Genomic DNA, 12803 nt, shown 5'->3' on the forward strand with positions numbered 1-12803 from the left:
AGGAAAACCTTTCCTGATTGTACGTGAATTGGGCCCGGTGCACTCTGGAGCTACAGCCAGCCTCCAAATAAAAGGCACAGCCTGCACGCATGATGCGAAAACTGTGCCTTTCATTTTTTATTATGTCTATCAAAAAACAACCCGTTACGGCAGCTCGCCCGTGGATGAGTAAATCTCCATCCTTTGCTTACCCTTTGCTCGCTCCCGATGTTAAACCGTCTACCAGTAGGCGCTGCAAGAAAATAAAGAGGATCGTAATCGGCACCGCGATCAGAACCGCCCCTGCGGCGAAGGTGGTAAAGTTCGTATTCTGATTGGTGCTGACCATGTCGAACAATCCGACCGCCAGCGTCCAATTTTCTTTCGTCCGCAGCACGAGGCGAGCAAAGATGTAGTCCACCCATGGGCCGACGAACTGCGTCAGCGCCATGTAGGTCAGCATCGGCCGGGACAGCGGCAGAATAATGCGGCTGAAAATCGTCCAGTTGCTCGCTCCGTCGATCTTTGCCGCCTCGTCCAGCGTCCGCGGGATCGTGTCGAGAAAGCCTTTGGCGATAAAGGTGCCGCCTAGCGGCGCTCCCGCCGCGTAGACGATGATCAGTGCGAGATGCGTATCCAGCAAATGCCACTCCTTTAGCAGCAGGTAAATCGCGATCATGCTCATAAATCCAGGGAACATGCCGAGGATGAGCACGGTCGACAAAGCCGTCTTGCGCCACTTGAAGCGGAAGCGCGACACCGCATAGCTCGTGAGCAGGGTCAGGAAGACGCCGATGATCATCGAGCACACGGCGATTTTCAGGGTGTTCATGTACCACTGGCCGAACAAAATGCTGCTGGACGTAAACAGTTCCCGGTAATGGTCCAGCGTGAACGCTTCCGGAAGAAGCGTCTTGCTGTAGAGCGATTTCCCCGGGCGGAAGGAGCCGAGAATGACCCAGAGGGCCGGATAGATCGAGCCGATGGCCATGATGATGAGAATGATGTAGCTGACTGTTAGCCGAACTGCTTTTCTGCCTTGACGTCCGCTCATTGGATCATATCCTCCTCTTTAAATGATTTGGTCCGCCGGTAATTGTAAATGGAGAATATGGCGATAATCAGGAAGATAATGATGCCGACGGCCGACGCCATATTGTATTTGTTCTGATCCAGCGTCAGTTTGTACAGCCAGGTCACGAGAAGATCCGTCGCTCCCGCGTACTGGTAGTCTCCGACCACCGGGTTCCCGTTTGTCAGCAGGAAAATCATGTTGAAGTTGTTGATGTTTCCGGCAAACTGCATGATCAGTGTCGGCGCCGTCGAGAAGAGGATCATCGGCAGCGTAACGATGCGAAACTTCTGATACGCGCTTGCCCCGTCGACCTCAGCCGCTTCGTACATATCCTTCGGAATGGTCGTAAGCACGCCCATGATCAGGATCATCGAGACCGGGATGCCCACCCACATGTTGACGAGAATAACCGTCACCTTGGCCCAGAACGGATCGGTCAGCCAAGGAAGGCCGCCGAGCCCGAAGTAGCCGAGGTACTGGTTGATCGGCCCGAACTGGCCGTTAAACATATTCCTCATGACAAGCAGCGAAATCAGCTGCGGAATGGCATAAGGGATAACCAGGATCGTCCGCCACATTCCCTTGAATTTGATGCCCTGCTGGTTGATCAAAAGCGCAACGAGCAGGCCGCCCAAATACGTGGTCGCCGTGGACAGAACCGCCCAGATAATGGTCCAAGTTAATACGCCGAAAAACGTATGGCTCCAGGTTTTCAGCGACACCAGATCTTTGAAGGTCTGGAATCCGACCCAGTCCACCAGCTTCGCCGGAGGGATATGGTTCGGTGCGGAATAGTTCGTAAAAGCCAGCATGATCATAAACAGGATCGGCATGATCGTAAAGAACAAGATGCCGATCGCCGGCAGCGTCAAAAAGGCTTGGGCGAATTTATAATCCATCACAAATTTAATGGATTTGGCGAAACTGTTTGGGACTTGCCCGTTTTCCCGTTTGATCGCCGTATGGTACGCGTCTCTGACGTTCATGACATATACGACGATAAAGATCAGCAGAAACAGCAGCGTAATCAAGCTTTGAATCATGATAAAGATGGAGTGGTCGCCATCAATCCACTTGCCTTTCACGAGCAGACGCGGCGTATCCCCAAGTGACGTAATCCCCCAAAGCGCTCTTCCCAAATTATTGATGAAGTAGTAAATGCCAAAAGCCTCGATCAGCAGGAACAAGATGCCTTTGATCCATTGGCGGTTATAGATTTGTCCCAATCCCATGCTGATAATCGACAGTAAAGCGGCTTTGCCGCGGAGCCTGTTCATCGTATCCTCTTCTCCTCTCCCCGGGTCAACGGAAGCACCCCCGGAGGTACTGCTTCCAAGAAGACAGGCCGCGCTTTCCGGCTCTGTTCCTTGGCGATACCGGCAGCCGAAGCGTGCGCGCTTTCCAGCGGTACCGGTATGTCAGGGAATGACCCGCCGCGGTTGATGGCGGCGGGTCATACTTCCATTCATAACGTTTGCCTTACCTGACAGCGGTGCGCCGATGCCTTACTTGGTTGCGCCGTTGTTCAGATCTTTGATTTGCTGTGCCGCTTTATCCATCGCCGCCTTCGGATCCGCATTGTTGTCCCAAATTTCAGGCAGCGCCGCATTCACCGGACTCCATACGTTGCCCATTTCCGGGATGGAAGGCATCGGCTGGGAGTTTTTCGTCTGCTCCGCAAAAGCCGAAATGTACGGATCGTTTTTGATTTGATCGGATTCCAGCGCCTCTTTGTTCGTCGGGATGGAGCCAACCTTCGTGTTCAGCAGCAGTTGAGCGTCCTTGCTGGAGGCGAAGTTCGCGAACAGTTGGGCTGCATTCGGATACTGCGTAAAGGAGTTGACGTACCAGGCTTTGATGCCGGAGAACGAGATTGCCGCTTTGCCGCCGATCGTAGGGATCGGAGCTACGCCAAGGTTGTCGCCGAGCGCTTGCTTGTAGCCGGCAAGCTCCCACGGACCGTTAATGTCCATCGCCACGTCACCCGCGTTGAACAAGCTGCGCTTGATGTCCGGCGAAATGTCGCCGCTCTTCACCGGAAGGATTTCCTTCAGCTGCACATAGGTTTTCAGGCCTTCGACCGCGCCTTCGCTGTTGAGGCCGATATCGTCTTTATCCGTACCGTCTTTACCGAAAATGTATCCGCCGGTCGTTGCGATAAACGGATAGTTGAAATACATGTTGCCTGTTTCCCACATGATGCCGTATTTTTTCTTGGCTTTGTCGGTGAAGGTTTTGCCGAACGCGATGACGTCATCGAACGTCTTTGGCGCTTCCTTCACAAGGCTCTTGTTGTAATACAGGGCGTACGTTTCGGCCGCTCTCGGGTACCCGTACAGCACGCCGTCATAGGTAACGCCTTGAATCGAGGCTTCCGTGTTGTTTTTCACCGTTTCGTCCTTGAACGCATCGTTGGCGAGCAGCAGTCCCGCTGCCGCGGCTCTGCCCAGGTTATCGTGAGGGAACATTACGATGTCGGCTGCAAGCCCCGACGGACCGTCCTGGGACAGCTTCGTTACCTGATCTGTTGCCGCTACCTCTTCAATCTTGACCGGTACGTTGTACTTTTCGGTAAACTGCTTGGCGATTTCATCCGTAAAAGAGCGCTCTTCTTTGGACTCCCATACGACGAGGGAAGCCCCTTCTTCCGGCTGGAGGCTGTCGCCCGAAGCCGCTGTGTTATCCGACTGGCCGTCTGTAGCCGCCGTTTCGGTTGTTGTCGTGGACGGAGTTTGCTCCTCTGCCTTGCTGCCGGAGCTGCCGCACGCCGTAATCGAGAATGCCATGGTCAACGTTGCGACCAGCGCCATAACCTTTTTCATCTTCATTCCAAAACGAACCCCTCTCTGATCATTTACTTCGTAACACGACTGCCTTGCTGACTCCCTGTAATACCTGCTACTTTGCTGACTCCCTGTAACACCCGCTGCCTTGCTGACTCCCATTCATGCCTGATACCTCGTCGATTCCAAATAATACCTGATTCCCTGCCGACTCTCCTTGAGGATCTGCATACTTGCGCAAACGATTTCATAAACATGCCTAACTTCCCATTTGCAAGCGCCTTTCTCGGCACGATATGATTGGATGCATGTTATGAAGCCCTTCCCGGACAATGATCGAGCATGCAATCACATGGCAAGGTCAGCGTAAATCCGCAGTTTTTTCAAGAATCGTCGGTATTTCCTTTAGCGGAAGTTACCAAGTAAGCGCTTTAAACATGCGTTTATCATACACAACGTCTATATTTTTGTAAAAACGTTTGCACAATGTGTTTTAGCCCATTTACAGAATATAAACATCACTTTTCTCCACAATTCTTTTAATATCGCAATATATCTTTAAATTACATCAATTTTATCCCAAAACCACACTGGAATATGGAGGGATGCGAAGCAAATTTTGCTCTAAAACCGTGGATTTATTGCTGCTTTTGAACACTTTCGCGATTCCCCTTCCCTGCCCTGCTTCGAGCTGGACTTGCTGCTCCTTGCCTGACAAGTTGTGCAACACTAGCACATTATGTTGTGCACTACGGCGCAAAAAGGACACCACGGCCGGATTGCCGGAGTCATAGCTCTGGATGTCGCCATCTCGCAATGCGGGCACGTCCTCTCTCCAGCGAATCAGTTCCCGATAGGTGGACAGCAGCGAGTTCGGGTCGGCCGATTCCGACTGGACGCTGATTCCTTTCGCTGCTTCTCCGGTGAGAAGCGGCTGTTCCCACGACGTCTGGCCGGGCTGGGGGGACAGATCGCTCCACACCATCGGTTCCCGGATCCGCTCGTCGGGCTTCACGCCGCGCATGCCGATTTCCTCGCCGTAATAAATAAACGGGTTGCCCGGCAGCGTCAGCAGCAGCGCCGCGGCCATCCGTGCATGGTCCGGATTTCCGTCCAGCTGGCTCATTACGCGGTCCTGGTCGTGATTCGACAGAAAAATGGCGTCGGTGAACCGCTCCTGCGATTGTTTGCCGTAGAACTGCTGTGTTCGCTGCAGCGTAAAGGCAAGGTTGTTGTCCCTCTCGTCCTTCACCGCGCTCAGGATGCTCTCCGCCAAGCTGAAATTGAACCCCGAATCAAAGGCCTGATCCAGATACGGCGCGATGGCAGCGGCCGAATTCTCCCATACCTCACCCACGATATAGGCATCCTTGTTCACCGGATTCATGCCGGTCCGGAATTCCTTCCACCACGCCGTGTTTTTGGCTGTGGCCGCCTGGCCCCGGTCACTCTGCAGGTTCTCGTAAATGTGTTTGGCGCCGTCCACCCGGAATCCATCCATGCCGAGCTTCAGCCAATATTGCCCGATCCGGACGGCTTCCGCCCGCACCTCGGGATTGTCGTAATTCAGATCCGGCATCCCTTCCCAGAACGTGGCCAGATAGTGGCTTCCGTTCAAGGCGTGCCACGGACTGCCGCTGCCGGCCGCACTGACCCCGGTGGGACTGAGCTTCTGGTCTTCCGCCCACACGTACCAGTCCCTATATTTGCTGCTAGGATCCTTCGAAGCGCTGACAAACCAGGGGTGCTGCGTGCTGGTGTGGTTCAACACCAGATCCATGATGACCTTGATCCCGCGCTTGTGCGCCTCGGCGATCAGCTCCTGCAGATCTTCCAGCGTCCCGTAATCGGGATTAATGCCCTCGTAGTCGGTAATGTCATACCCATGGTAGCTGGGCGACGGCTGGATCGGCATCAGCCAGATGCCGCCGACACCGAGATCGTCGGTCGTATCCGGATTGCCGTCGTTTAGGTAATCCAGCTTCTGTGTCAGCCCCTTCAAATCGCCGATGCCGTCCCCGTTCGAATCATAGAACGAGCGGACAAACACCTCATAGAACACGGTCGATGGCTGCTCGTCGACGGCCGTGGCGGCAGTTCCGCCACGCTGTTCCCCTGCTGTGGTTCCCGTTCCCGACTGCCCCTGTTGTTCTGCCGTCTGGCTGCCAGCTCCTGCATCGGGCCGGCCTTGAGCCCCGCTGTCATTCGCAGCATGGTTCCCCGTCCTGCTGCATCCCGACAGCAGGGCAACCGCCATGAATACCGCCGTTACGCTTGCTGCCAGCCTCCGCAGTTGTTGTCCTGCCGGCATGCCCCATTTGTTTGTTTTCATGACATCCTCCTTTGCTTGATCCGGCATCCTTTGAGCAGAATACTGCCGAACAGCCCCGTCAATCACCTGAAAAGAAAGCGGATACAATTGCTGGCGAACTGGACTGACCCTGGGCAGGTTTCGGACGACACCGGTCTGTATGGAGAATACGACGGCTTAATTTCTATGAAAAGCTGGATTTACACCCGATTTTTCGTAACATATAGCGATATATACTGTATTATCTTTCATTTTCTTGAGTATTCTATCTATATCATGGTTTTTTATAATATCTCCGCCTATTCCTGCTTGTAAAAAGTGCCTCAAGCCAGATCCCACCGGCTTCTTTCGCCGCCACAGGTTGGATATTTACAAGCTTGGGGCTTTCGGCTAAGATAGCAATTGTAAAATAGCCAGCGTCTATGAGACGGCCGTTTCTCATTTACGATATAGTGCAAACGGTTCCACAGGAGGTAACAAATGTCTGTAACGATTAAAGATGTCGCCAAACGAGCGGGCGTTTCCCCCTCCACCGTCTCCCGAGTGCTGTCGAATAACTCCAGAATCAGCCGTGAAACGTCGCAGAAGGTACGGGATGTCATGGAGGAGCTCGGATACCACCCCAACATGACGGCCAAAAGTCTGGTTTCCAAGACGACAAGCAGCATTTGCGTCATTTTGCCCAAGCCCGCCGAAGAGCTGTTCCTGAATCTGTTCTTCATGGAATTGATCCGTGGTATCGTCACCCAGGCCAACCGCTCCGGATACGATGTGCTGATCAGTTCCGGAGGCAGCGAGAAGGAAGAGGTCGAGGCCGTCTCCCGGCTGCTGAACGGCAAGCGCGTTGACGGGGCGATCCTGCTCTATTCACGCAAAGAGGATCCGGTGGTCGATTTTCTGCGGCAGAACGGCCATCCGTTCGTGCTGATCGGACGCAGCGAGAAGTACCCGGACATTCTGTCCGTGGACAATGACAACGTTCAGGCCGCTTACGATGCGACCAAACATCTGATATCCCTCGGCCACCAGCGGATTGGTTTTGTCAGCGGGCCTCCGAATCACATCGTCTCGCGCGACCGGCTGAAAGGTTACACGAACGCTCTGAAAGAGGCGGGTCTCGAGATGCGCAAGGACTGGATCGTCGAAGGCGAGTTTCTCCAGGAGAGCGGCTACCGGGCGATGTCGTTTTTCATGAATCTGCCGGAGCGTCCCACTGCCCTCGTGGTCATGGACGATCTCGTCTCACTTGGCGTCCTGCGTGGACTTCACGAGCTCGGTTACCGTGTTCCGGACGACCTGTGCATCGTCAGCTTCAACAACATTTCCATCGCCGAACTGTCCACGCCGCCCATCAGCAGCATGGATATCGGCATCTATAACTTGGGCTACACCGCAGCCCAGGCGCTGATTCAGTCCATTCAGCACGACGGGGACCGGCAGTTTCAGAAGCGCCACATTATTCCCCACCGGCTGGTGATTCGGGAGTCGTCCATTTTTACGCCGCCTAAACCATCGTAAACGTATCAAAACCATATGGAGCATCCCGGTGCTTCATTTCTTTTCACCTATTTGTTCAAACGTTTGCACAACTACATAAGGAGGAATGACAAATGACAGCTGCAGCTCCCATTAAAGCTTGCCTGTTCGATCTGGACGGGGTCCTGGTTGACACAGCCAAATACCACTATCTTGCATGGAAACGCCTGGCCGAAGAGCTCGGCTTTGTATTTACGCCGGAGGATAACGAGCGCCTCAAGGGTGTCAGCCGGATGGCGTCGCTGGACATTTTGCTTGAAGTCGGCGGGCTTGAGCTGGACGATGCGACCAAATCCGCGCTGGCCGACAAGAAAAACCGCTGGTATGTCGAGTATATTTCGCATATGGATGAACAGGAGATCCCATCAAGGGAGCGACGAAGAATGGAACGATCCGTCCTTCCTCGAGGCGTTCATGCACAGCTTGATGGAGAAGAGCATCAACATTCGCTGGGCAGTAGAGAACGGAAAGTTTACGTTCCGTGTCTCCTCTATCCAGGAGCTTGTCGCTGCAACGGAGCCATTCTCCCTGGAAGGCGCCGCCGGGCTCATCCAGTGCCCGACCCTCGTCTGCGAAGCCGAGGCGGACCATTTCTTCGCCGGGCAGCCGCAGCAGCTGTTCCAGGCGCTGAACTGCCCCAAAACCTTCATGCTCTTCACAGCAGAAGAAGGCGCCGAGGAGCACTGCCAATTCGGGGCGCTGCTGTACTTCAACCACCGCATGCTGGAGTGGCTGGACGGCGTCCTCAATGTACGGTCCGAGGCCTAGGTTCAGGCATGCATGCAGATCCGGGAACCTTGCGGGATCCCCTGGACATTCATAAATTTTCTATTGAACAAAAAAAGACGAAAGGCAGAAACTTCTCTGCTCTTTCGTCTTTTTCCTTAAATCCCAAATGGCATCTATAGATTGAACCTTACGGAATCATAATTTGCTGTCCGACCTTCATAATAAGCATACGCTTCTTCGAGTTCGCCGATCTCGGCCGAGACGATGCTGTGAATGCACGGCGACAGTGAGGAATCATGCGTCGTCAAAGGCTCATAGTAGCGGTAGTTCCGGATCTTCTCCTCCATCGTGAACCGTTCGCCGAGCAGGAACAGCGCTCGTAATGCCATTGACATGGGCGATGGTCTTCCAGTCCACACCGAACTTGATGCCGATGCGGTACAGGTTGTCACCCTTCTTGATGACATATACTTTGCCGGAAGGCTTCGTTTCCGGTGCCGGAGCCGGTTTGGACGGCGTGGACGGTTTCGAAGGCTGCGCCGGAGTCGATGGCTCGGACGGCTTCGAAGGCTTCTCCGGTGTGGTAGCCGGTGGCGTCACTGGTGCCGTACCTGCCGTGCTGACCGACAAATCGAGTCCGTACTTGGCGAATCCGTCCTCGGCCGCGCCGATGTATTTCATGTTTTTGCTGCTGGCCGCAAGGTCCTTCGCATCCGGGGAAGAGGTAAAGGTCACGTTCAGCTTGGCATCCACCGGCGCAAAGGTCCAGTTGCCGTCAGCGGACGGGTTGATGGTTCCGTTGTCGCGGATGTAGTCGATGATGACCTGGCGATTTTCGTCCGGAGCGGCCATAATGATCCGCTTGCCGTCCGGGTTGGCGAGCTTCGAGGACGAAGCGCGGTAGTTGTTGGTCGCCACGACGAACTTCTGCTTCAGGTCGATCGGCTTGCCGTCGAACTGCAAATTCTTGATACGGTTTGCCGAAGGATTCACTACCGTGCCCTTCGCATCGTATTTGTTCGGCTGGGTCACATCGATTTGGTACGTTACCCCGTCGATGACATCGTAATTGTATGTCGGGAAGTCCATGTTTACGAGCGGCTGCTCGGTCGTCTTGGAAGGATCGATCTGGTTGAACTGGCCTGCGGACCACTCCAGCCATTCCTTCACTTCGGCTCCCGTAACGACAACGGCATGCACGGTGTTCGGGTACACATAGAGATCGGAGACGTTCTTGATCGCGATCGTTCCGGCCGGAATGTTCGTATAATAAGACGCCCCGTTACGTCCGCCTGCCTTGAATGGAGCTCCTGCCGACAGCACCGGAAGCTTTTCGTATTCGGTACCCTTCAGGTTTTTCTCAACGTACCATTTCTGCGCGTTGGTGACGATTTGAATGGACGGATCGTCCTGTACGAGTGCAAAATAGCTGTTGATCGGCGCACTGGTTTTGCCTACCGGTCCGCGTACATAATCGATTGTCGCATCATGCTCCGTTTTAACTGCGTTCACGATTTCTTGATCGGCGTCAACGAGCGCCTTTTTGTTTGCCGTATCGTAGATCGGGCGCGCTTCGGTTTTCGAGTCAACCACTTTCCACTTGCCGTCCACATTCTCCAGGTTCAGGTCGATGATGCCGAGGTGATCGCCCCAGAATCCAGGCTCGACCGCAGGAACGCCGTTAATCGTGCCTTTCTCCAGGTCGACGCCGGTTTTGCCTTTAAATTCTGCGCTCGGGAACGTTTTATGGGCATGTCCGAACAGGATGGCGTCAATACCTTCCACCTTGCTCAGATACAGAACGGTATTTTCCATCAGGGGCGTCTCCGGAATATCCTCAAAGCCGGAGTGAGGAATGGCGACGATGACGTCGGCCCCTTCCTTCTTCATCTGCGGAATGAACTTTTTGGCGGTCTCAACCATGTCCTTCACGATGACTTTGCCTTCCAGGTTGGCTTTATCCCATTGGGAAATTTGCGGAGGAACGAATGCGATCACACCGACCTTGATCGTCTGCTCCTTGCCGTTCTCGTCCGTAACCTTTTTGTCCAAAATCGTATAAGGGGTAAAATAGTTCACGTCGTTGCTGTCATCCTTGTCCCCGTCGTCCTTGTAGACGTTGGCGTTGACAATCGGGAAGTTAGCTCCCTCTTCCGACAGTTTCAGGAAATCCAGGCCATAGTTGAATTCATGGTTGCCGACACCGCTGGCATCGTAATCCATCAGGTCCATCGCTTTGTAAACCGGGTGCACTTCGCCCTCTTTAAGCGGTTTCACTTTGGCCACGTAGTCGCCAAGCGGATTCCCTTGGATCAAGTCCCCGTTATCGAACAGCAGGCTGTTCTTCGCTTCGTTTCTGGCTGCCTTGATCAGGCTGGCCGTCTTGGCAAACCCATATTCGTCAGTGGGCTTGTCCGCATAGTAGTCATAGTTGACCATGTTCACGTGCAAATCGGATGTTTCCATGATCCGCAGCTTCACCTTGGATCCGTTGCTGCTGCTGTCCGCAAATACCGGCACCATTGGAACGGCGAGCACGTTGATCGCAACGGCTGCGGCGGTGATGCCTTTGAGGACTTTTTTACGGGACTTCGACATGTTACCCCTCCTAATAGATGTACATCGAGTACGGTGGGCAGAACAAATTTAACCCCTTCATTTAACTAACCATTGTTAAATTAAGTTCTGTCTACAAGAGTAGTTTATATCGATGTAACCTATGAAATAAAGACAAATACACCCAATTCCCAAAAAATAATGCCCGAGAACAAGGTCTCGAGCATCAGGGCGTATCACGGATCTATGAAAATGGTTCCAATTGCTTATGGACACAGTAAATCTACTCGATCCATTCGTGCTTTTCCCCATCTTTCCCCGTATATTCTACACGGACGGGCGTGATTTCTAGCAGGACGTAATCCGGATCATCGGGACCGGTAAACTGCTTCTTGAATTCTTCCTTCCAGATCTGCTTACGCAGGGAGTCCTCAGCCGTTACTTTGCAGGTTCCTTCAATCTCCACAACCTCCCGCGATCCCCCGATTTCATAGCCCAGCAGCAGGGAAACGTGAGGGTTTTCCTCCAGTTCCTCGACTTTATGCGTCTTGCGGTCGGTGACCAGATGGATGCTGAGGCCCTGATTATATAAAGCCATATACCGCTGCTTCGGCCGGTTGCCTTCCACCGTGGCAAATGAGCAAAACTGGTTGTGATCCAGTATTTTGGCCAGATTTTGTTCCAGGATGATTTTCGCTTCCATCTCTAGATGATCCGCTCCTTTCTGCTTCGTGTTGTCCATGGGCGCAGCCCGTACCCATAGTGTACCCTGTCCGGTATAGGATGAACCTTGGAACGCGTCAGCTTTTATCCAAGAATAGGCATGACGTGCCCTGAATACCTTGTTATGATGGAGGGACCGGCCGTCATCCGGCTTGTCCGCACCAAGAATTTAATACTTGTAAAGGAGTTCCTCATGAAACGACTCATTTGGATAGGATGTCTATCCTATTTTCTGATCGGCCTGGCGCATGTCGTGCTGGGATCGGTCCTTCCCGTCCTGCTGGAGCATTATGACCGCGAATACAGCGAAGGCGGGACGCTGATCTTCACCCAGTTCGCCGGTTTTCTGGTCGGTGTGCTCGTATCCCCGTGGCTGAACCGCCGTTTTGGTAAAAGGGGCGGGCTGCTGATCGCCATCGGCCTGCTTACGGCCGCCGAGCTGGTCTATACCCTGCTGCCGCCTTGGGAATGGCTGTACGCCATTGCCGTGTGCGCAGGCTTTGGTTTCGGCATGATCGAAGCGGTGATCGGGACTATTATTATTGCGGCGATTACCGATAAAACCGCTGTGGCAATGAGCCGCCTGGAGGTCTTTTTCGGGGTCGGGGCCATGGTCATGCCGCTGATCGCAAGCGGCTTCATTACGGAAGGCTGGTGGAGGTTCTCATTCCTCGTCATTTCGCTGATCGCGCTCGTCACGCTGCTGTTCTGGTCGAAGGCCTCCTTCGGTGAAATCGATGCCGTGCTGAGCGCCAAAGGGCCTGCCGCTTCCGTATCCGGTCAAGAGCAATCCACGGCCAAACGCTTCCCTTACCAAGGCGGAGCCTTCGGCATTCTCGTCCTCTTTATCGTATTCTTCTTTCTGTACGTCGGCACCGAGATGAGCCTGGCCAACTTTATGCCCGCCATCCTGATTGAGAAAATGGGCATGAAGGAAGCCGCCGCGGCGCTCAGCGTCACCTGCTTCTGGATCGCGATGTCCGTCGGCCGGATCTTTGCCGGCGTCGTCGCCGAAAAGATCCATTACCGGGTCTACGTGCTGTTCAGCTGCCTCATCACCTTGGTACTGCTGATCGTGTTCCCGCTGATGGACCAGGTATGGTCGGCTTTC

10 protein-coding genes and 1 pseudogene are annotated in these 12803 nt (G+C 53.8%); 4 read left to right on the plus strand and 7 right to left on the minus strand.

Annotated elements, in window-relative coordinates; translation table 11 throughout:
* Positions 1-187 precede the first annotated feature (187 nt).
* The 4 genes from CPT76_RS32190 to CPT76_RS32205 form a co-directional block, all read right to left on the minus strand.
* The gene (locus CPT76_RS32190; RefSeq protein WP_076172723.1) at positions 188-1033 is read right to left on the minus strand and encodes a sugar ABC transporter permease; all 846 of its coding nucleotides are present in this window, start codon (positions 1031-1033) and stop codon (positions 188-190) included.
* Positions 1030-2331: a sugar ABC transporter permease gene (locus tag CPT76_RS32195; RefSeq protein WP_105445781.1), complete on the minus strand. Its 1302-nt coding sequence runs from the start codon at positions 2329-2331 to the stop codon at positions 1030-1032. Before CPT76_RS32195 ends, CPT76_RS32190 begins: the two co-directional genes overlap by 4 nt.
* Before the next feature lie 228 nt (positions 2332-2559).
* The gene (locus tag CPT76_RS32200) at positions 2560-3882 is read right to left on the minus strand and encodes a sugar ABC transporter substrate-binding protein (protein WP_076172721.1); all 1323 of its coding nucleotides are present in this window, start codon (positions 3880-3882) and stop codon (positions 2560-2562) included.
* 529 nt (positions 3883-4411) lie between these two features.
* A complete protein-coding gene (locus CPT76_RS32205) occupies positions 4412-6169 on the minus strand; it encodes an alpha-amylase family glycosyl hydrolase (protein ID WP_258169021.1) in 1758 nt (585 codons plus the stop codon).
* A gap of 459 nt (positions 6170-6628) precedes the next feature.
* Here CPT76_RS32205 and CPT76_RS32215 point away from each other — a divergent pair, with 459 nt between their 5' ends.
* The 3 genes and pseudogenes from CPT76_RS32215 (at position 6629) to CPT76_RS38080 (ending at position 8452) form a co-directional block, all read left to right on the plus strand.
* Entirely contained in the window at positions 6629-7666 is a 1038-nt protein-coding gene (locus CPT76_RS32215; RefSeq protein ID WP_105445783.1) for a LacI family DNA-binding transcriptional regulator, read from the plus strand.
* Between the two features lie 92 nt (positions 7667-7758).
* A pseudogene (locus CPT76_RS32220) lies at positions 7759-8046 on the plus strand (HAD family hydrolase); the annotation flags it as partial.
* Positions 8009-8452: an alpha/beta hydrolase gene (locus tag CPT76_RS38080; RefSeq protein ID WP_181153206.1), complete on the plus strand. Its 444-nt coding sequence runs from the start codon at positions 8009-8011 to the stop codon at positions 8450-8452. The pseudogene CPT76_RS32220 and the gene CPT76_RS38080, both read left to right, overlap by 38 nt.
* 134 nt (positions 8453-8586) lie before the next feature.
* Here CPT76_RS38080 and CPT76_RS32225 read toward each other — a convergent pair whose 3' ends face one another.
* The 3 genes from CPT76_RS32225 to CPT76_RS32235 form a co-directional block, all read right to left on the minus strand.
* Positions 8587-8808: a hypothetical protein gene (locus CPT76_RS32225; protein WP_105445784.1), complete on the minus strand. Its 222-nt coding sequence runs from the start codon at positions 8806-8808 to the stop codon at positions 8587-8589.
* Entirely contained in the window at positions 8726-11011 is a 2286-nt protein-coding gene (locus tag CPT76_RS32230; protein WP_105445785.1) for a bifunctional 2',3'-cyclic-nucleotide 2'-phosphodiesterase/3'-nucleotidase, read from the minus strand. Before CPT76_RS32230 ends, CPT76_RS32225 begins: the two co-directional genes overlap by 83 nt.
* Before the next feature lie 241 nt (positions 11012-11252).
* A complete protein-coding gene (locus CPT76_RS32235) occupies positions 11253-11711 on the minus strand; it encodes a pyridoxamine 5'-phosphate oxidase family protein (protein ID WP_258169023.1) in 459 nt (152 codons plus the stop codon).
* 174 nt (positions 11712-11885) lie between these two features.
* On the opposite strand from CPT76_RS32235, the gene CPT76_RS32240 reads away from it, so the two are divergent.
* Positions 11886-12803, plus strand: a 918-nt coding sequence (locus CPT76_RS32240; RefSeq protein ID WP_105445787.1) for an MFS transporter, incomplete at its 3' end; no start/stop codon positions are given.

This window comes from Paenibacillus sp. AR247 (assembly GCF_002968895.1).
GTDB classification, from domain to species: Bacteria; Bacillota; Bacilli; order Paenibacillales; family Paenibacillaceae; genus Paenibacillus_AQ; species Paenibacillus_AQ favisporus.

What these genes read in the sequence shown, in the direction of transcription:
- CPT76_RS32190 (WP_076172723.1), bottom strand. Translation starts at nt 1,033, where the DNA reads ATGAGCGGACGTCAAGGCAGAAAAGCAGTTCGGCTAACAGTCAGCTAC.
- CPT76_RS32195 (WP_105445781.1), bottom strand. Translation starts at nt 2,331, where the DNA reads ATGAACAGGCTCCGCGGCAAAGCCGCTTTACTGTCGATTATCAGCATG.
- CPT76_RS32200 (WP_076172721.1), bottom strand. Translation starts at nt 3,882, where the DNA reads ATGAAGATGAAAAAGGTTATGGCGCTGGTCGCAACGTTGACCATGGCA.
- CPT76_RS32205 (WP_258169021.1), bottom strand. Translation starts at nt 6,169, where the DNA reads ATGAAAACAAACAAATGGGGCATGCCGGCAGGACAACAACTGCGGAGG.
- CPT76_RS32215 (WP_105445783.1), top strand. Translation starts at nt 6,629, where the DNA reads ATGTCTGTAACGATTAAAGATGTCGCCAAACGAGCGGGCGTTTCCCCC.
- CPT76_RS38080 (WP_181153206.1), top strand. Translation starts at nt 8,009, where the DNA reads ATGTCGAGTATATTTCGCATATGGATGAACAGGAGATCCCATCAAGGG.
- CPT76_RS32225 (WP_105445784.1), bottom strand. Translation starts at nt 8,808, where the DNA reads ATGTCAATGGCATTACGAGCGCTGTTCCTGCTCGGCGAACGGTTCACG.
- CPT76_RS32230 (WP_105445785.1), bottom strand. Translation starts at nt 11,011, where the DNA reads ATGTCGAAGTCCCGTAAAAAAGTCCTCAAAGGCATCACCGCCGCAGCC.
- CPT76_RS32235 (WP_258169023.1), bottom strand. Translation starts at nt 11,711, where the DNA reads ATGGACAACACGAAGCAGAAAGGAGCGGATCATCTAGAGATGGAAGCG.